This window comes from Citrobacter sp. Cpa228 (genome assembly GCF_030333085.1).
GTDB lineage: Bacteria > Pseudomonadota > Gammaproteobacteria > Enterobacterales > Enterobacteriaceae > Citrobacter > Citrobacter pasteurii.
The window spans coordinates 184623-203924 of sequence record NZ_JAOWGQ010000037.1 but is presented as its reverse complement, the minus strand read 5'-3'; the positions used below and the strand labels follow the sequence as shown (position 1 = coordinate 203924).

14 protein-coding genes and 1 pseudogene are annotated in these 19302 nt (G+C 52.7%); 8 read left to right on the top strand and 7 right to left on the bottom strand.

Features of this window, described 5'->3' with window-relative positions:
- Positions 1-15: 15 nt before the first annotated feature.
- Complete coding sequence (locus tag OGX91_RS05725) at positions 16-369, top strand: glycerol dehydratase reactivase beta/small subunit family protein (protein ID WP_005131414.1); 354 nt, start codon at positions 16-18, stop codon at positions 367-369.
- Positions 370-900 (top strand): cob(I)yrinic acid a,c-diamide adenosyltransferase, encoded by a 531-nt coding sequence (locus tag OGX91_RS05720; RefSeq protein ID WP_286625680.1) that lies wholly within the window; start codon positions 370-372, stop codon positions 898-900.
- Here the strand turns inward: OGX91_RS05720 and dhaR are convergent.
- Together dhaR and OGX91_RS05710 are read right to left on the bottom strand one after the other, a co-directional pair.
- Positions 878-2803 (bottom strand): dihydroxyacetone kinase operon transcriptional regulator DhaR, encoded by a 1926-nt coding sequence (gene dhaR, locus OGX91_RS05715; RefSeq protein ID WP_286625679.1) that lies wholly within the window; start codon positions 2801-2803, stop codon positions 878-880. The two genes, OGX91_RS05720 and dhaR, sit on opposite strands and share 23 nt — an antisense overlap.
- A gap of 92 nt (positions 2804-2895) precedes the next feature.
- A complete protein-coding gene (locus tag OGX91_RS05710) occupies positions 2896-3993 on the bottom strand; it encodes a glycerol dehydrogenase (RefSeq protein WP_005131422.1) in 1098 nt (365 codons plus the stop codon).
- 562 nt (positions 3994-4555) lie between these two features.
- Between OGX91_RS05710 and OGX91_RS05705 the strand changes: the two genes are divergently transcribed.
- On the top strand, positions 4556-6214 hold the full coding sequence (locus OGX91_RS05705; protein ID WP_188231876.1) for a glycerone kinase: 1659 nt from the start codon (positions 4556-4558) through the stop codon (positions 6212-6214).
- A 179-nt stretch (positions 6215-6393) separates the two neighbouring features.
- Here the strand turns inward: OGX91_RS05705 and cfa are convergent, their stop codons facing one another.
- The gene (gene cfa / locus OGX91_RS05700) at positions 6394-7548 is read right to left on the bottom strand and encodes a cyclopropane fatty acyl phospholipid synthase (RefSeq protein ID WP_286625676.1); all 1155 of its coding nucleotides are present in this window, start codon (positions 7546-7548) and stop codon (positions 6394-6396) included.
- Positions 7549-7615: 67 nt separating this feature from the next.
- Here cfa and OGX91_RS05695 point away from each other — a divergent pair, with 67 nt between their 5' ends.
- A complete protein-coding gene (locus OGX91_RS05695) occupies positions 7616-8464 on the top strand; it encodes a helix-turn-helix domain-containing protein (RefSeq protein WP_040230561.1) in 849 nt (282 codons plus the stop codon).
- Here OGX91_RS05695 and OGX91_RS05690 read toward each other — a convergent pair.
- On the bottom strand, positions 8461-9243 hold the full coding sequence (locus tag OGX91_RS05690) for a siderophore-interacting protein (RefSeq protein WP_286625674.1): 783 nt from the start codon (positions 9241-9243) through the stop codon (positions 8461-8463). The genes OGX91_RS05695 and OGX91_RS05690 overlap by 4 nt on opposite strands.
- Positions 9244-9482: 239 nt before the next feature.
- On the opposite strand from OGX91_RS05690, the gene OGX91_RS05685 reads away from it, so the two are divergent.
- Positions 9483-10160, top strand: a complete 678-nt coding sequence (locus OGX91_RS05685) for a PadR family transcriptional regulator (protein WP_005131432.1) — start codon at positions 9483-9485, stop codon at positions 10158-10160.
- On the opposite strand, the gene OGX91_RS05680 is transcribed toward OGX91_RS05685, so the two are convergent.
- The gene (locus tag OGX91_RS05680) at positions 10157-11722 is read right to left on the bottom strand and encodes a methyl-accepting chemotaxis protein (RefSeq protein ID WP_040230550.1); all 1566 of its coding nucleotides are present in this window, start codon (positions 11720-11722) and stop codon (positions 10157-10159) included. The two genes, OGX91_RS05685 and OGX91_RS05680, sit on opposite strands and share 4 nt — an antisense overlap.
- Before the next feature lie 318 nt (positions 11723-12040).
- Entirely contained in the window at positions 12041-13561 is a 1521-nt protein-coding gene (locus tag OGX91_RS05675) for a methyl-accepting chemotaxis protein (protein ID WP_048213331.1), read from the bottom strand.
- Positions 13562-13991: 430 nt separating this feature from the next.
- Here OGX91_RS05675 and ygjG point away from each other — a divergent pair, with 430 nt between their 5' ends.
- From ygjG to OGX91_RS05660, 3 genes and pseudogenes are all read left to right on the top strand, one after another.
- Positions 13992-15371 (top strand): putrescine aminotransferase, encoded by a 1380-nt coding sequence (ygjG, locus tag OGX91_RS05670; RefSeq protein ID WP_167335587.1) that lies wholly within the window; start codon positions 13992-13994, stop codon positions 15369-15371.
- Positions 15372-15429: 58 nt separating this feature from the next.
- Positions 15430-15815, top strand: a pseudogene (locus OGX91_RS05665) (MGH1-like glycoside hydrolase domain-containing protein); the annotation flags it as partial.
- A gap of 145 nt (positions 15816-15960) precedes the next feature.
- Complete coding sequence (locus OGX91_RS05660; protein ID WP_286625672.1) at positions 15961-17979, top strand: NADPH-dependent 2,4-dienoyl-CoA reductase; 2019 nt, start codon at positions 15961-15963, stop codon at positions 17977-17979.
- A gap of 128 nt (positions 17980-18107) precedes the next feature.
- On the opposite strand, the gene rlmG is transcribed toward OGX91_RS05660, so the two are convergent.
- Entirely contained in the window at positions 18108-19244 is a 1137-nt protein-coding gene (rlmG, locus tag OGX91_RS05655; protein ID WP_005131439.1) for a 23S rRNA (guanine(1835)-N(2))-methyltransferase RlmG, read from the bottom strand.
- Positions 19245-19302: the final 58 nt, after the last annotated feature.

The following is a 19302-nucleotide window of genomic DNA, read 5'->3' as shown; positions in this document are numbered from 1 at the left end:
TCCAAAGGGGGCGCGATGTCACTTTCATCACCGAGCGTACATCTGTTCTATCACCCACGCTGGCAGGATACCCGCGCGCTTGATGAGCTGTGCTGGGGACTGGAAGAACAAGGCGTCCCATGCCGGACGGTCTGTTGCGACGGGAATGACTGTGCGCTGGCCTTGAGCAAACTTGCGGCCAAAAGCTCAACGCTGCGTGTCGGTCTTGGTCTTAACGCCACGGGTGATATTGCTTTAACCCACGCCCAGTTGCCCGAGGATCGGGCGCTGGTCGGTGGTCATATTACCGCCGGAATGGCGCAGATCCGCACGCTTGGCGCCAATGCCGGTCAACTGGTCAAAGTGCTTCCTTTCAGCGAGATAACATAAATGTACCGTATCTATACCCGCACTGGTGATAAGGGCAAGACCGCGCTGTTTGGCAGCAGCCGTATCGACAAAGACGATATCCGCGTGAATGCCTATGGCACCGTGGACGAACTGATTTCCCAGCTTGGCGTATGCTACGCCAGCACGCACCTGACAGAGCTTCGCCAGGATTTACATACCATCCAGAAGATGCTGTTTGTTCTCGGCGCGGAACTTGCCAGCGATGAGAAGGGTCTTGCTCGCTTAACGCAGACGATTAGCCCCGAGGATATTCAGGCGTTGGAGCTGCTTATTGATCGCAATATGACGCAAAGCGGCCCGCTAAAAGAGTTTGTTATTCCGGGGAAAAATCTCGCATCGGCACAGTTGCATGTTGCGCGCACGCTGGCGCGTCGGCTGGAGCGACTCCTCATCGCCATGGACAGAACGTTGGCGCTGCGTGATGAGCTTAAGCGTTACATCAATCGTCTGTCAGATGCGCTGTTTTCGATGGCCAGAATCGAAGAAACTACTCCAGATGTTTGCGCTTAAACTGGCTGGCATCGATGTCGTACTGCTTCATCTTGCGCCACAAAGTTGTGCGGCCAATATTCAACAGTTGCGACATTTCCTGCACACGTCCGCTGGTGACGCGGGCGGCATGGATAATCGCCTCTTTTTCGATGGCGGTAAACGTCAGACTGGCTGGCAGCAGTGAAGACGCCGTCTCCAGACCCGGACGTTCGGCAAACAGATAATCCGGCAAATTACTCAGGCGAATATGGCCATTGTCGCTACTAATGGCGATATTTTCGATAATGCTGTTGAGCTCAAAATCATTGCCCGGCCACGAGTAGGCCACCAGTTGCGCCAGCGCGTCGTCATCAATTTTCAGGCTGGTTGAAAAGCGTTTTTTCAGGCTATTCAGCCGCGTATAAATCAGCGAGGGAATACTGTTACGCCGCACCCGCAGTGGTGGGATCACTATCTCAAAAGAGTGCAGCGCATAATACAGCTGACGGCTAAAGCGGTTTTGTTCTACCAGGTTGGCGAGATCAACCGTGGTGGTGGCGATCACCTTAACATCTACCGGGATCAGGCGGCGGGCATCAAGGCGTGTCAATACGCCCTGCTTGATAACCTGCAACAACGCGGATTGCAACTCTGGTGCCAGGTACTCAATTTTTTCCAGAAACAGCGTACCGCCGTTCGCCAGTTCAAGACGGCTCAGCCGACCGTTTTCATCATCGGTTGGCGCACTGCCCATAAAATCCTGCCCCAGCACGCTGTTAGCATACAGCTGGCAGTTCACGGCGATATACGGCCCGCTGGCACGTTCACTTTCATTGTGAATAGCCTGGCTCAATAGCTCTTTACCCACCCCCTCTTCACCACACAACAGAATGGGGAAACTCCCTCTCGCCGCCTGGCGACCAAAATGGATCAGCCGACGGGTTTCCGGATCATCCGTCGACATCTGTTCAAAGGTGTGGCTGACTTTCCCGAGCTGGCTGGTCATCAACTGACGCATTTGTTCGACCGGGTGCAGCAGCAGAATAAAGCTGTTGCCCTGCTCTTCAACAATCGGCTTCAGGGTAATGACGGCATCAACAAACTGGTGCTGGCTTTCGAAAGTCACTTCGACGTGATTCAGGCCACGGGCATGTTTGATCGCCCGGCGCAGCAGCATGGGCAGATTGAGCAAGTCGTTAATGTTTTTTCCCTGGCTGGCCTGCGCGTCGAGATGCAAAAGCAGCGCCGCGCGCGCATTGAGGAACTGCAACACGCCCTGTTCGTTCCACGCCATCACGCCATCATCCATGCTCTCCAACAGCCCATACATCTGATTCAGATGGCGGTTAGATTCGGCCAACAGACTGTCGGTCAGTAAAGAGTTGCCGACTTCTCTGGCAATCGCCAGCGTCAGGGAGAGATCAGAAACGGACTCATGCTCCACCAGGCAGCACAGGGAAATAGAGCCAAACAGCCGCCCATGGTTATCGAAGACCGGGGTAGAGCAGAACGACCACGGATGCAGCGCCTGCTTAAAATGCTGATCGCCAGAGGTTTTTGTCGGCTGCCCTGGCATCGTTGCCAGCGATAGCGCACAACTACCGATAATGCTTTCCGCACAGTAGCTGCCGTCACGAAACCCAAGCTCCGCCAGCTGTTCCACCGTCTGCGGATCGCCGCATCGGCTGAGAATACAAGCCGATTCATCCAGAATCAGCAGCGCGCACGGACGTCCATCCATAAACTCCCAGGCATCTTCCAGCGCGGCCTGCCCAATCGTCAGCAACGCAGTCTTACGGCGACAAATCGACGCAAAAGTCAGTCCCTGCGCCTGATGCGGTGCCTGCCAGGTTTCCCGCTGCATAAACTTGCTGCAACGATGCCATGACTGAGCAATGACCGAAGAGACTTCCTTCCCGATGCCATGAATGTGCGCCGTCATATCCATTTCCGCTGTTTTACCATAGACAACCCCTCCGGCAGAGACTGCCAGAGGGGGAGAAGATGCCGAATAAAAGGCTTACCGACGTCTGATTAACGCGCCAGCCACTGCTGTCCCAGCAGGTCTGCCGTCAGAATAGCGGCATGGACGCTTTCAGGCGTCACCGGGAACGGCATATTGTGAATGGTTTCACCTTCCGCGCAGGTGGCTTTCGCAACGGCCATAATCTTAGCGTCGATGCCGTCTTTCACACCCATTTGCGCCAGCGTTACCGGCAGATCCACTTTCTGGCAGAAGTTCAGCACCGTTTCGATCTCTTCCATCGGGCTGTTCTGCAGCACCAGTTGCGCCAGCGTACCAAACGCCACTTTTTCACCGTGGTACAAATGGTGACACTCTTCCAGAATGGTGAAGCCATTGTGGATGGCGTGTGCGCCCGCAAGACCACTGCTTTCAAAGCCAATGCCGCTGAGATAGGTGTTCGCTTCGACGATACGTTCCAGCGCGTCGGTCACCACGCCAGCCTGCGCCGCCAGACGAGCCTTTTCACCTTCTGCCAGCAGCGTATCATAGCACAAGCGCGCCAGGCTCAGGGCCGCCGCCGTGGACTGCCCCCCCGCCATGCTGGTCGCTCTGGCATCAAAACACGCTTTTGCTTCAAACCAGGTCGAGAGCGCATCGCCCATCCCGGCCACCAGCAGACGTACCGGCGCTTTGGCGATAATTGCCGTATCCATGACAACCATATCCGGATTTTTCGGGTAGATCAGATACTCTTCGAACTCACCGGCTTCGGTATAGATAACAGACAGCGCACTGGTTGGCGCATCAGTTGAGGCGATAGTTGGAATCACCACCACCGGCAGTTTCTGGTAGTAGCCAATCGCTTTGGCTGTATCCAGCGTTTTCCCACCGCCAATCCCAACCACACCACGGCAACCGTGCTGCTTCAGAATGGCAATCAGGCGATTAATTTCGACATGGCTACATTCACCATTGAAGCGTTCCGCGTGACAACTAATACCGTGGCTGTGCAGGCCATTGAGTACTTTGTCTCCCGCCAGTTTCATGACGAAGTCATCTGCAATCACGAAAAAGCTGTCTGCCAGATTTTTAGCGTATTGACCAAATAAGGTAGAAGCGTCAGGACCCTGGAGATATTTGGCTGGAGATTGAATAACTTTTAGCATTCCTTTCATCCTCAAATAAGTACATGTTTTTACATGGTGAGCCCTGGCGTTAACCTGTTTAGCCTGTTGCGAACGGCGAAAACGGGAGGTACCGGAGCGATGCAATAACTGTATGGCGAGGCGGGAACAAAAAAATCATTCATCTTTTTGTTCTGATATGAAACAGATAAAAATGACATGCGTTCCATATTGAAACGGTTAACCCTGAAAATATTAAGGTTTGCGATCCCGATCCGTTCATTTATCGACAAATCCTTGCAGAACGCGAAAATCAAATTCCCTTTTCCCCTCTCTGACACCGTTAAAAGCAGTAACAAAACGTTTACTGTGCGCTGTGGCCAGCACTGAAAAGGCGATAAAAAAGTCGAGCGGGCTCGCATTGTGATCGTTCTCCTCAAAAATACGTTCCATTACGGAACAAAAAATAACAATTACGTTCCGTAATGAAACTCATTTTGCCGCTGTTTTTTTCCACGCTGACTCCGCCAGAATCTCCCCATCGCCTCCGCACCATGACAATGCATTCGGGGGTTTGTCTTACACTCAACCTCGAGGAGCCGTTATGTCTCAATTCTTTTTTAATCAGCGTACCCAACTCGTTAACGACGTCATCGACGGTACGATTATCACCAGTCCGTGGAACAATCTGGCGCGTCTGGAAAGCGATCCGGCTATTCGCATCGTGGTACGTCGCGATCTCAACAAAGATAACGTGGCGGTGATCTCTGGTGGTGGCTCAGGACACGAACCCGCCCACGTTGGCTTTATCGGCAAAGGGATGTTGACCGCGGCAGTTTGTGGCGACGTGTTTGCGTCCCCGAGCGTAGATGCAGTGCTTACCGCAATCCAGGCGGTAACTGGCGAGGCTGGCTGTTTGTTGATCGTTAAAAATTACACCGGCGATCGTCTTAACTTCGGCCTCGCCGCCGAAAAAGCACGCCGCCTTGGCTATAACGTCGAAATGCTTATTGTCGGCGACGATATCTCCCTGCCGGATAACAAGCATCCTCGCGGGATTGCGGGCACTATCCTGGTACATAAAGTGGCAGGCTATTTCGCTGAACGCGGCTACAACCTCGCTACCGTCCTGCGTGAAGCGCAGTATGCAGCAAGTAACACCTTCAGCCTGGGCGTCGCCATTTCCAGTTGCCATCTGCCGCAGGAAACTGACGCCGCCCCGCGCCACCATGCGGGCCATGCCGAACTGGGCATGGGCATTCACGGCGAACCGGGTGCTTCGGTTATCAACACGCAAAACAGTGCGCAGGTGGTGGCTCTGATGGTCGATAAACTGCTGGCGACACTGCCTGAAACCGGCCGTCTGGCGGTGATGATTAATAATCTGGGCGGCGTGTCCGTTGCTGAAATGGCGATTATCACTCGTGAACTGGCAAACAGCCCACTGCATCCGCGTATCGACTGGCTGATTGGCCCGGGCTCGCTGGTCACCGCCCTGGATATGAAAGGTTTCTCGCTGACCGCCATCGTACTGGAAGAGAGCATCGAAAAAGCACTGTTAACCGAAGTAGAAACCAGCAGCTGGCCGACGCCTGTCCCACCACGCGAAATCAACTGTGTGCCGTCATCGCAGCGCAGCGCGCGTGTCGAATTCCAGCCCTCAGCCAACACGCTGGTCGCCGGGATTATTGAGCAGGTCACCGGAACACTTTCCGATCTGGAAACACACCTCAACGCGCTGGATGCCAAAGTAGGCGATGGTGATACGGGTTCAACTTTTGCCGCTGGTGCGCGTGAAATCGCTGACCTGCTGCATCGTCAGCAGCTTCCACTGGATAACCTCGCCACGCTGTTCGCCCTGATCGGCGAACGCCTGACCGTGGTGATGGGCGGGTCCAGCGGCGTACTGATGTCCATCTTCTTTACCGCCGCCGGTCAAAAGCTGGAGCAAGGGACTGATGTTGCCGAAGCCCTGAACACAGGGCTGGCGCAGATGAAGTTCTACGGTGGTGCAGACGAAGGTGACCGTACGATGATTGATGCGCTGCAACCCGCACTGACATCTCTGCTGGCACAACCGCAAAACCTGCAAGCCGCTTTTGACGCCGCACAAGCAGGCGCAGAACGTACCTGTCTGTCGAGCAAAGCCAACGCGGGTCGCGCATCATATCTCAGCGGCGAAAGCCTGCTGGGCAATATGGACCCCGGCGCGCACGCCGTCGCAATGGTATTTAAAGCGCTGGCAGAGAGTGAACTGGGATAAGCCATAAGTGCCTGATGCGCTGCGCTTATCAGGCCTACGAGTGCAAAGCTTTGTAGGCCGGATAAGGCGCTTGCGCCGCCATCCGGCGAAGATGCGCCTGATGCGCTGCGCTTATCAAGCCTACGAGTGCAAAGCTTTGTAGGCCGGATAAGGCGCTTGCGCCGCCATCCAGCTGAATATTAACGATAAACGCGAATACCGCCTTCTACGCCCCGGCTAAACAGTACTTGCCACAGCTCAATATCTCTGGCGCGGAACGCACCAGCACAAGCGCACAGGTAATAATTGAACATCCTTCTGAAGGTGGCGGAATAACGTGATGACAGCTCCGGCCATGCCTGATTAAAGCGCTCGTGCCATGCCATCAGCGTTTTATCGTAATCGCTGCCAAAGTTATGCCAGTCTTCCATCACAAACCGTGATTCGCTGGCCTCGGCAATATGGGAGATCGCCGGTAAGCAGCCGTTCGGGAAAATGTATTTATTGATCCATGGATCGACGCTCATCCCTTTTTTATTGCTACCAATGGTATGTAACAGGAACAGCCCATCCGGTTTTAAACAACGGTCGGCGATGCTGAAATAGGTGTCGTAGTTTTTCGGCCCTACGTGTTCAAACATCCCCACGGAGACAATACGATCGTAGTGTTTATCGAGGTCGCGATAATCCTGCAGCAGAATATTAACGTCCAGCCCTTCACAGCGCTGCTGCGCCATTTTCTGCTGCTCTTTGGAGATAGTGACCCCTTCTACCGCCACGCCGTAATGACGCGCCGCATATTCGGCCAGCCCGCCCCAGCCACAACCAATATCGAGTAAACGCATACCCGGTTTAAGTTGCAACTTCTCGCAGATCATTTTTAATTTGGCATTTTGCGCGTCTTCTAAGGTGGTTGCCTCTTTCCAGTAGCCACAGGAATATTGCATGTGGGGATCCAGCATGAGCGCAAAGAGATCGTTGCCAATATCGTAGTGTTCTTTACCGACAATCCACGCACGACTGCGAGACTGCAAATTAAACAGGCGGGCGCTGGCAATACGCAATATATCCTTCAGATTTCCCGGCATTTGCTGGTCGAGTCTTGCTTTCAGGATTTTGCAGAACAGAACATCGAGCCGTTCGCAATCCCACCAGCCTTCCATATAGCTTTCGCCAAGCCCTAAGGAGCCTTGTTGCAGCACCCGTTTAAAGAAACCGGCATGATGAAGCTGAATGTCCCAGGGGCGGGAACCATTGATCTGAATATCTGCTTGCTGGAGCAGCTCTTTTCCCATTCGGGTCCAGTTATCATTTGTTTCATTGACGATGACAGCATCTGAACAAAGCGTGTTCATGGTATTTACCAAAAGTGGGCTATTAATTATTACGCAAGATTATTATGGAAAAAAGAATGTATGTATTATGATTTGCGGACAAGATCTATCGAACAGCGGCCACACCACCGGGAGCATTGACGATTTATTTATGGAAACTCTCGCGCAAAAACATTGGAATTCCTTCCCGGACGATTCCATGGCAGAGCTGCCGCAGGACGTTTACTTTCGCTCTTATGTCCTTGAAGCCAACCACCATGTTCCGCAGCACTCGCACGCTTTTATGCAGTTTCATTTTGCCCGCAAAGGCAGTATGCGCATTGATGTCGCCGGCAAGTGCTGGATAATCCCCGCGCATTACGGCATCTGGATCCCCAATAATACTGAGCATGCAGTTTGGGCGCTGGATGATGTGCATTTAGAGAATCTGGATATTAAACCGGGTTTTCTCGAAGAAAGTATCCATGAGTGTAAAGTCGTGGCGATCAGTGATTTCGCCAGAGAGTTTATTCATTACGCCACAAATTCAATTTCAGGCCATTATGATAGCCAGTCAAAAGAAGGCAAACTGGTCAGTGTGCTGGTGGACATTATTCTGCAATTACCAGAGGTCGCCTTTGTATTACCCTGGCCACAGGATCGTGAATTAACCCATGTGTGCCGAACAATACAAGCGTCTCCGGCGCTGGAACATTCTGTAGAGTATTGGGCACAACATTTGGGTATGTCTGCCCGTACCTTTTCGCGTCATTTCAAAAAAGAAACCGGATTACCCTTCAGCGTCTGGAAGCAAAAAATGCGAATTCTGGAGTCTGTACTCATGCTGAAGAAAAATAAAAGCGTAACCGCCGTGGCGCTCGATGTGGGATATTCAAGCACCGCAGCGTTTAGCTATGCATTCCGCCAGGCGTTTGGCGTTTCACCGTCACATTATTAATTAACGTTCCGACGTTGATGCCAGTAAGCCGCAGCACGCACCAACTGCTGATCGAAAGCCTCAGTAGCAAAGCGGGCGCTCAGTTTTTTCACCACTTTTCCTTCGCCAGTTATCCAAATGAAATAATCCTGTGCAGGTACGATCAGCTGTGAAAGCTGATCATTCACTGCCTGTTCGTCATGGCCGACAAACCACTGAATCGTAAAACCGTCGAGATGAGCGAAATAATCCTGATACGCTGCATCGTGTACGCTGACCAGCGCCGTCACGTTTGGACGTACCGCTAAACGGCCGATCGCCTCCAGCCGACGACGTAGCGCAGGCATTCCAGATTCATCACACACGTAAACCTGGTACGCATAGTCTTCTGGTACCACCAGCGAGCCACGCGGTCCGCCAATCGTCAATTTGTCACCTTCACGCGCATTCATCGCCCACGTACTCGCCACGCCGCCATCGTGGATATAAAAATCCAGCGCCAGTTCATGGCGTGCCGGGTCATACAACGGCGTGTAATCACGGGATACCGGGCGTACACCCTCTGGCCAGACAATCCCCTCATCCGTCACCACGGGTGGCACAAAGTGACTGCCCGGCTCAGGGAAAAAGACCTTGGTGTGGTCGTCAAAACCCTGTGAGCTAAAACCATCCAGAGCGTCACCGCCCAGTACAATGCGCTGGAAACCTGCGCTGATACGTTCAACCCGCAGGACGGTCAGTTCACGGAAGCGCAGCTCATTGCGAACGCGCTGTGGATAGCGTGAAGTGTTATTTGTCATTTTTTCGCCTTCGTGACAGAGATTAGATATATCTAAATAGATTTTAAATGATAATGATTGCTAATTGAGAAGATTGCAAGAACTTTTTTGATAGAGTACGGATAGCGCGTCACAAGCGTCACAATGAATAATAAGTATATATAAATCAATAAATTAAGTTAATACTTCTGCGTAGGCTTGCAAATGGGAAAAGTTTAGATATAAATTAGATATATCGAAATAACATCGGGAGATGAATGATGCAAGATCATCATGAAGGGTGCTGCAAACATGCAGAACACCAGCACGAAGGCTGCTGTAAGGGTGAAGGACATCGCCACGAAGGTCATCACAGTGAACACCACGAAGGTTGCTGTAAAGGTGAAGAGCGTCATCACGAAGGCTGTAACAAAGAACACCACCATGAGCATGGCTGCGGACACCGCCACGGTCGCGGCGGTGGTGGCGGTCGACGTCAGCGTTTCTTCGGCCACGGCGAATTACGGCTGGTGATTCTGGATATTTTGACCCGCGATGCCAGTCACGGTTATGAACTAATCAAAGCCATTGAAACATTGACTCAGGGTAATTACACCCCAAGCCCGGGCGTGATTTACCCGACACTGGATTTCTTGCAGGATCAGTCGCTTATCGCCATCCGTGACGAGGAAGGCGGACGTAAGCAAATCACAATCACGGAGCAAGGCCTGCAATGGCTGGAAGAGAACCAGGAACATCTGGAACATATCCACGAACGTATTAAAGCACGCTGTGTCGGCTTTGAATTACGCAAGAATCCACAGATGAAACGAGCACTGGAGAATTTTAAAGCCGTGCTGGATCTGCGGGTCAATCACGGTGACACCAGCGAAGCGCAAATCAAGAAGATCATCGGTATTATCGATCGCGCATCGCTGGACATCACCCAGCTTGATTAAGCAGGCTGCGCGTCCTCTTTACGCACGCGGAACACTTTAATCATCTCTTTTAAGTGTAATGCCTGTTCGTTTAATGACGCCGCTGCCGCAACGGACTCCTCTACCAGACAGGAGTTCTGTTGCGTGGTGGTGTCGATCAGGCCAATCGCACTGTTAATCTGCGAAATACCGTCCGTCTGCTCGCGGCTGGCCTGACCGATTTCCCGTAATATCACATCCATTTCTTCAACGTTAGTGACCATTCCATTGATCAACACGTTGGCTTTTTCAACCAGCACCAGTCCTTCCCGGGTCTGACTGGTGGAATCTTCAATCAGATTGCGGATCTCACTGGCAGACGATGCGCTTTTTTGCGCCAGTTGACGCACTTCTCCGGCAACTACCGCGAAACCACGCCCATGCTCACCGGCGCGTGCCGCTTCGACAGCCGCATTCAGCGCCAGGATATTGGTTTGAAAAGCAATCGAATCTATCAGGTTGATAATCTCTGACATACGGTTAGAGGTTTCATTAATCACGCGTATTTTCTGCGTCACCTGATTCATCATCTCACCGTTGTTTTTCACCACCGCCGCCGCTCCCGTAGACAGCTTCGTCGCTTCATGGGTATGGTCTGCCGTCGTTTTTACCGTCGCGGTAATTTGTTCCATCGACGCCGCCGTCTGTTCTACCGAGCTTGCCTGTTCTTCGGTACGCGCAGCCAAATCCTGATTACCCGCGACAATCTGCGCCGCCGCCGCAGAGATATTCTCGGAGCCGTTTTGCACTTCCTCGACAATCTCTAACAGTCGGGTTTTCATTGCCATCAGCGCTTGCAGCAGCACACCGGTCTCATCCTTCTGTTCCATACTGATATTGCGAGTAAGGTCGCCCTGCGCAATCGCCTCGGCAAACTGCACGGCTTCATTAAGGGGTCGGGTAATTGAGCGCACAATATACCAACCCATCACACAACCGGCGGCAATGCTAATCAGCGCCAGAGTAATCAACAGCGCACGATTGGTGTGGAAATCATATTCCACCTGAGCGCCCGCCTTCTGCATCTGGGCATCTTCAATGGCGATCAATTCCTGCACTTTTGCTTTATACGCCTGCTGCACATTCACCGTGCGGGTCATCATCTCGTGCATCGCACCGGAGCGATCGTGATTCTGCAGCGCCTGCAGAATACGGAATCGGGAAGCCAGATACTGCTCACGCACATCGCGGATATCCGCAACAATTTTTTTGGATGCATCATTGAGAGGCGCAGCACTCAGCGCATCCAGCAGAGCAGAAATTTGCTGGCTGATGGTATCGAGCTTTTTCTGGGACGCCTGGGTCCATTTGCCTTCCTCATCCAATAACATCAATTGTTGAGTACTGACAAACTCCTGAAAATTATCAATGAGCAGATTGGCTTTTACCGTAATCGGATAGTCATTGGTAATGATGTTCTGCATCCCACTGTTACTACGATCCAGACTCAACAGCGAAAGACCCGAACTCACCATCATCAGTACAATAAACAAACCAAACGCGATAAATAATTTCGAGCGAATCTTTACGTTATGCAAGAACATATTTTCTCCCTGGAGACAGTTTTCTTCAGACAGATAACCTTATCGGTCAATACCAACCTAACTTTATGATATTGATCGTTTTTTAATTTACACCAATGTTACGAAATAGTTTTTGACGATGAATCAAGCAAGACCGATCGTTATATAAGCGATATTTAACAATATTTAAAAATAGGACGCTCACGGTTAGAACGGAATAAGGAAAATAGAATCGTAATACCAAAGTGGTATTATTTAATATATGTTTAACAAAAATATTACAAAAAACGCCTACCGGGGACGATAAGCGTTTGGCGGGAAAATGGAATGGGGTGAGAATTAATGCAGCACGGTCACCGCATCTTCCAGACGACCGGCACGATGTTTTACCATTGCTGAAATCTGCGCGCTCTCTTCAACCAGTTCAGCATTTTTCTGCGTAATATTGCTCAACTCATTTACGGCACGGGTCAGGCTGGAAAGCCCATCTGACTGCTCCAGCGTTGAATGGCTGATTTGAGCAATCAACTGTGTCACATTCTGGACCTGCGCCACAATATCATCCATTGTCCGCCCTGCGGCATGAACCTGATCGGAGCCGGACTGCACCTTGTCGGCGCTGGCATCAATCAGTTTACGGATATCATTTGCTGCGCTTGCACTACGACTGGCAAGATGACGCACTTCTCCCGCCACCACGGCGAATCCTTTCCCCTGCTCACCTGCCCGTGCGGCTTCAACGGCGGCGTTCAGAGCCAGAATATTTGTCTGGAAGGCGATATCGTTAATCAGGGTCGTGATAGTGCCGATCCGTTGGGTGCTGTTGGCAATATCGTCCATTGTTTTAATGACCGTATCCATCGCCTCACCGCCCTGTGTCGCCGCGCTGCTGGCGGCAATAGACAGCTTATCAGCGGCCGCAGCTGTCGCAGAGTTTTGCTTCACCGATGCCGCCATCTGATTCATGGTGGTGACCGTTTCCTGCACATTCTCTACCGTCTGCTGTGTATGCTTGTTTAAATCATCACTGCCTTTCGCCAGCGTTTCACTGTCGTTACGCACACAACTGACCTGACTCGACACGTCATGAATAAGCCAGCGGCACATTAACCCTAACTGCCCCACCGCCCGTAGCATCAGACCCAGTTCATCGCTACGGTTAAGATGGGTCACGCTGTTGCGCTCGCCAGTCGCGACTTTCAGTGCCTGCTGGGCAACATTCTCGATTGGGCGCACAATCTGCCATTCGAAAATAACCGTCGCCAGCATCATCACCAGTGCGCTCACCAACAGTTGCGGCCATTCAGCGCCCATCTGCTGTAGCGCAGTCGCCAGGATAACAAACATGAAAGCCATGACACTGCGTACCCGCCAGCGAACCGGCAGCGACGGGAGTTTACCCAACCAGCCTTTACGTACCACCAACCCCTTATGGACGCGCCGATGACAACGGCCTTCATTGAGTGCTTTATATAAAGGTTCGACCGCCGCAATTTCCGCTTCCGTCGCCCGGGTACGGATCGACATATACCCGGTTACGCGCCCTTCCCGCACCATCGGCACCGCATTGGCCCTCACCCAGTAGTGATCGCCATTCTTCCGCCGGTTTTTCACAATACCACTCCACGGTTCCCCCTGTTTCAGGGTGTACCACATATCCGCAAACGCCGCTTTCGGCATGTCCGGATGACGAACCAGGTTGTGCGGCTGAGCAAGCAATTCATTCAGCTGATAGCCGCTGACCTGGACAAAGGTATCGTTCGCATGGGTGATATAGCTTTGTAAATCGGTGGTCGACATGAGGGTGATATCATCATCCAGCGGTGTATTTTGCTGGCTAACGTAGGGATGAGAAGACATGGTTGCGTCCTGTGCAGGTTATCTGGTTGTTAACTCTTTCGGCTTATGTTATTTCGGCGCTAATCTTTTTAACTTTAGTTGTTAAATTTGATTTAGATCGCAATTTGCGATTAAACCTCAAAATTTGTACGTTTTCTAATTCATTGATTTAAATTACTTTCATTACGTAACTATTCAACACACCTTCACTCTGCGCACCGCAATAGTGCAATTTTCGCCCACTTTTAGCGCAATAACGCGTTTTTCCCGTCGGTTTTACGTGCGTAAACCTGGGTAAAATATCAGCAAATGTTAATGTTTGAGATTAAATGTTGCACAAGCAAGATCTTCCCTGGTGTTTATCCCGATTTTCGTTAAGCGCGTCGGGATGGCGCAATCCCTGCAATACTTAATTCAGTATCATGTGATACGCGAGCTCCGGGAGCATATTTTGAACAGGTTACCTTCCAGCGCATCGGCTCTGGCCTGCAGCGCACACGCACTGAATCTCATCGAGAAGCGAACGCTTGATCATGAGGAAATGAAAGCACTAAACCGAGAGGTGATTGATTACTTCAAAGAACATGTCAATCCTGGGTTCTTAGAGTATAGAAAATCTGTAACTGCCGGCGGGGATTACGGAGCCGTAGAGTGGCAAGCGGGAAGCCTGAATACGCTTGTCGACACCCAGGGACAGGAGTTTGTCGATTGCCTGGGAGGTTTTGGAATTTTCAACGTGGGGCACCGTAATCCAGTAGTGGTCTCCGCCGTACAGAATCAACTCGCGAAACAACCTCTGCACAGCCAGGAATTACTTGACCCATTGCGGGCCATGCTGGCAAAAACGCTTGCTGCACTGGCACCCGGAAAGCTGAAATACAGTTTCTTCAGTAACAGCGGAACCGAGTCGGTTGAAGCGGCGCTAAAACTGGCGAAAGCGTATCAATCGCCGCGCGGTAAATTTACATTTATTGCCACCAGCGGAGCCTTCCACGGTAAATCGCTGGGGTCGCTATCCGCCACCGCTAAATCAACCTTCCGCAAACCGTTTATGCCGCTGCTGCCGGGCTTCCGCCATGTTCCTTTTGGCGATATTGATGCCATGCGCACCGTCCTGAGCGAATGCAAAAAGACCGGCGACGATGTTGCCGCTGTGATTCTGGAGCCGATCCAGGGGGAAGGAGGCGTGATCCTACCGCCGCAAGGGTATTTAACCGCGGTACGTAAACTTTGCGATGAGTTTGGCGCGCTGATGATCCTCGACGAAGTGCAAACCGGCATGGGGCGCACTGGCAAGATGTTCGCCTGCGAACATGAAAACGTGCAGCCTGACATTCTGTGTCTGGCCAAGGCGCTTGGGGGTGGCGTGATGCCAATTGGCGCGACCATTGCCACCGAAGAAGTGTTCTCCGTTCTGTTCGACAATCCTTTCCTGCATACCACCACGTTCGGTGGCAACCCGCTCTCATGCGCGGCGGCGCTGGCGACCATTAACGTCCTGCTGGAGCAAAATTTACCCGCTCAGGCAGAGCAGAAAGGCGATATGTTGTTGGATGGCTTCCGTCATCTGGCGCGTGAATATCCGGATCTGGTACACGACGTTCGCGGTAAAGGCATGCTGATGGCGATTGAGTTTGTCGATAATGAGATTGGCTACAGCTTTGCCAGTGAAATGTTCCGTCAGCGAGTGCTGGTCGCCGGAACACTGAATAACGCGAAGACGATCCGTATCGAACCGCCGTTAACGTTAACGATCGAGCAATGCGAACTGGTATTGCGATCAACCCGCAAAGCCCTGGCCGCATTACGGGTGAGCGTGGAGCAGGTATAACCACTGCCGGATGTATCTTATCCGGTCTACTAAAGGACCTCCTTTGTAGGCCGGTTAAGGACCGGAAGGCTGGTCACCGTTGTTTAACGGTGCGGCCACACAATCCCATGCGGATGCGGTAATTAGCGTGATGCTCGATCCGAAAGAGTTCAACACATATGTCCCACCTGGCACCGCTGCACTGACCCATCCGACCTTCGGCGCGGACGCGTCTGGGTGGATCAGTTCTGGTTCGGGCTTAAAGGGATGGTGCATTATGGCTATCGCGATGAAGCATTAAAACTGGCCGATACTTTCTTCCAGCATGCCAAAGGGCTGACGGCAGAAGGCCCAATTCAGGAAAACGACAACCCGTTGACCGGCGCGCAGCAGGGCGCACCTAACTTCTGCTGGAGCGCCGCGCATCTCTACATGCTGTATAACAATTTTCTTAAACAGCAGTAACGTCGATTGGCTCTCCTGAAAAGGAGAGCCTCTTTTTTGAATCTCATCACAATCACGGCATTCCCCTTTTCCCTTTTACGCGGCGACGGCTAAATTAGTAACTCATCCGACCACATAACAATAATTTTACATACTGGACACCTTTATGAGCTATCCGTCGCTGTTCGCCCCGCTCGATTTGGGATTCACCACGCTTAAAAACCGCGTGCTGATGGGTTCAATGCATACCGGTCTGGAAGAGTATCCCGATGGTGCAGAACGGCTGGCTGCGTTCTATGCTGAACGCGCTCGTCACGGCGTAGCCCTGATTGTGACCGGAGGAATTGCGCCCGCGTTATCGGGCGTGGGTATGGAAGGCGGCGCGATGCTGAACGACACCAGCCAGCTGACGCACCACCGTATCATTACCGATGCGGTTCACGATGAAGGCGGGAAAATTGCCCTGCAAATCCTGCACACTGGTCGCTACAGCTATCAACCGCATCTGGTTGCGCCTTCAGCCATCCAGGCCCCTATTAACCGCTTTACGCCGCATGAACTGACGCACGATGAAGTGCTGCAACTGATTGAAGATTTCGCCCATTGTGCACAGCTGGCGCGGGAGGCAGGCTACGATGGCGTCGAAGTGATGGGCTCGGAAGGTTATCTGATCAACGAATTCCTGACCCTGCGCACCAACCAGCGCGATGATGAATGGGGCGGTGACTATGCCAACCGCATGCGTTTTGCCGTGGAAGTCGTGCGGGCGGTGCGCCAGCGTGCCGGCAGTGACTTTATTATTATCTTCCGCCTGTCGATGCTCGACCTGGTGGAGCAAGGCGGAACCTTTGACGAAACCGTCCAGTTAGCTCAGGCTATAGAAGCCGCAGGTGCCACAATGATTAACACCGGCATTGGCTGGCATGAAGCGCGTATTCCCACTATCGCCACACCGGTACCCCGGGGTGCGTTTAGCTGGGTAACGCGCAAGCTGAAAGGGCACGTGACGATCCCACTGGTCACCACTAACCGCATCAACGATCCGACCGTTGCGGATGACATTCTGGCACGCGGCGATGCCGATATGGTATCGATGGCCCGGCCATTCCTTGCCGATGCTGAGCTGCTGTCAAAAGCACAAACCGGGCGAGCGGATGAGATCAATACCTGTATCGGCTGTAACCAGGCCTGCCTGGATCAGATCTTCGTCGGCAAAGTCACCTCTTGCCTGGTGAATCCGCGCGCCTGTCATGAAACCAAAATGCCGATCGTTGCGGCCACTCAGCCGAAAAATCTGGCGGTGGTCGGCGCGGGCCCTGCGGGTCTCGCTTTTGCTATTAACGCCGCCGCGCGTGGACATCATGTAACGCTGTTTGACGCGCATGGCGAGATAGGCGGGCAGTTTAATATCGCCAAACAGATCCCCGGCAAAGAAGAATTCTATGAAACCCTGCGTTACTACCGCCGGATGATCGACGTAACGGGTGTCACGCTGAAACTCAATCAGTTTGTTAGCGCCCACGAACTGCAAGCCTTTGATGAAGTGATCCTCGCCAGCGGGATCGAACCGCGCATGCCGCCGATCGAGGGGATCGATCACCCTAAAGTACTAAGTTACCTCGACGTCCTGCGCGATAAAACGCCGGTAGGGAAACGCGTGGCGATCGTTGGCTGCGGAGGGATCGGTTTTGATACCGCCATGTATCTGAGCCAGCCCGGCGATCCCACCAGCCAGAATATTGCCGAATTCTGCGTGGAATGGGGAATCGACACCAGCCTGCAACAGCCCGGCGGTTTACGTCCGGAAGGCCCACATCTACCCCGCAGTCCACGCCAGATAGTGATGTTGCAGCGTAAAGCCAGTAAACCCGGGCAAGGTTCAGGTAAAACAACGGGATGGATCCACCGCGCTACCCTGCTTTCACGCGGCGTAAAAATGATCCCGGCAGTCAGTTATCAGAAAATTGATGATGATGGCTTACACGTTGTGCTGAACGGCGAACCGGTGATCTTTAACGTGGATCACGTGGTGATTTGCGCCGGACAAGAGCCACGCCGTGAACTGGTCGATCCGCTGCACGCGGCAGGTAAAACGGTGCATCTGATCGGGGGGTGTGACGTGGCGATGGAGCTGGATGCCCGACGCGCTATTGCGCAGGGGACCCGCTTAGCGCTGGAGATTTAACACGTTGTATCCCGTAGGTCGGATAAGGCAACTGCTCACATCTTTGCCTGATGGCGCTACGCTTATCAGGCCTACGAGGCAGCTCGTGTAGGCCGGATAAGGCGTTAGCCGCCATCCGGCACACGCGATTAGCGGCGGCGACCCGTTTTGATCGCTTTCAGCACCACAAACTTATTGTTGGTGGCGATGGTCACGCAGTTGCCAAAAATCTTCTTCAGCTTGTGGAAGTAATCGAGGTGGCGGTTGGCCACGATGTACAATTCACCATTGATTTTCAGGCAGCGACGCGCGTGGTGGAACATCTCCCAGGCGATGTTATCGGTCAGCGCATGTTTCTGATGGAACGGCGGGTTACACAACACGGCGTTAAAGCGGAAAGGCTCCACGCCAGACAACGCGTTGTTGATCATAAACTCGCAGCGATCCAACGCTTCCGGCATGTTGCTTTCGACGTTCAGACGGCTTGATGCCACCGCCATCGGTGATTCATCCACAAACACCACGCTGGCTTGCGGGTTCTTCTCCAGCAAAGTCAGGCCAATCACACCGTTGCCACAACCGAGATCGACAATCTCCCCTTCCAGATTTTCCGGCAGATGCTCAATAAAAAAGCGCGCGCCGATATCCAGCCCGGTACGGGAGAAGACGTTGGCGTGGTTATGGATAGTCCAGTCGGTACCTTCCAGTTTCCAGCTCAGCGTCTGCAAGGCATCAGCCAGTTCTGGATTACTGAAAGTGCAGTTAATCAGACGGGCTTTTTTCCACGCCAGCGTGGTGGTGGTTGGACCTAGCACCTTTTCAAACAACTCCAGCGTCGAGGTATGCACATCGCGCGCCTTCGCCCCGGCGATGATGCGCGTTTGTGGCGTTACCACTTCGCGCAGAGCACGCAGTTGCTGCTCCAGCAGCGCCATGGTTTTTGGCAGCTTAATCAGCACCACGCCCGGCGCCTGCGGATATTCAGCGGTGCTGTCGAGGAATTTGACGCTCGACTCGGCAATATCGTTGTGACGCAGGTTCTCACGTGTGGCAAGCTCGCTGAGATAGGAGTCGCCAATGCTGTACGGCGTATGTTCCGCCAGCGCACAGCCCAGCGCACCGAAGGTATCATTCAGGAGAAGCACCGGGCCGCTAATCTCGGTATCGTCCAGCTGTTGCAGCAGATATTCATCTGCAGCTTCCCACGCCAGCAGCGGGTTAACGTCATCCGTTTCCGGGAAACGTTTAAGTGACAGCGAACGGAAACCGTTGTCTATGTGGCTCATCGGCCCTCCTGAATGGTAAAATTTCGGCGTATCCCTGAAAAGGGTGCGTGAGTATACA

Coding starts and splice junctions, on each gene's coding strand:
- OGX91_RS05725 (WP_005131414.1), top strand. CDS start 16: ATGTCACTTTCATCACCGAGCGTACATCTGTTCTATCACCCACGCTGG.
- OGX91_RS05720 (WP_286625680.1), top strand. CDS start 370: ATGTACCGTATCTATACCCGCACTGGTGATAAGGGCAAGACCGCGCTG.
- dhaR (WP_286625679.1), bottom strand. CDS start 2,803: ATGACGGCGCACATTCATGGCATCGGGAAGGAAGTCTCTTCGGTCATT.
- OGX91_RS05710 (WP_005131422.1), bottom strand. CDS start 3,993: ATGCTAAAAGTTATTCAATCTCCAGCCAAATATCTCCAGGGTCCTGAC.
- OGX91_RS05705 (WP_188231876.1), top strand. CDS start 4,556: ATGTCTCAATTCTTTTTTAATCAGCGTACCCAACTCGTTAACGACGTC.
- cfa (WP_286625676.1), bottom strand. CDS start 7,548: ATGAACACGCTTTGTTCAGATGCTGTCATCGTCAATGAAACAAATGAT.
- OGX91_RS05695 (WP_040230561.1), top strand. CDS start 7,616: ATGATTTGCGGACAAGATCTATCGAACAGCGGCCACACCACCGGGAGC.
- OGX91_RS05690 (WP_286625674.1), bottom strand. CDS start 9,243: ATGACAAATAACACTTCACGCTATCCACAGCGCGTTCGCAATGAGCTG.
- OGX91_RS05685 (WP_005131432.1), top strand. CDS start 9,483: ATGCAAGATCATCATGAAGGGTGCTGCAAACATGCAGAACACCAGCAC.
- OGX91_RS05680 (WP_040230550.1), bottom strand. CDS start 11,722: ATGTTCTTGCATAACGTAAAGATTCGCTCGAAATTATTTATCGCGTTT.
- OGX91_RS05675 (WP_048213331.1), bottom strand. CDS start 13,561: ATGTCTTCTCATCCCTACGTTAGCCAGCAAAATACACCGCTGGATGAT.
- OGX91_RS05660 (WP_286625672.1), top strand. CDS start 15,961: ATGAGCTATCCGTCGCTGTTCGCCCCGCTCGATTTGGGATTCACCACG.
- rlmG (WP_005131439.1), bottom strand. CDS start 19,244: ATGAGCCACATAGACAACGGTTTCCGTTCGCTGTCACTTAAACGTTTC.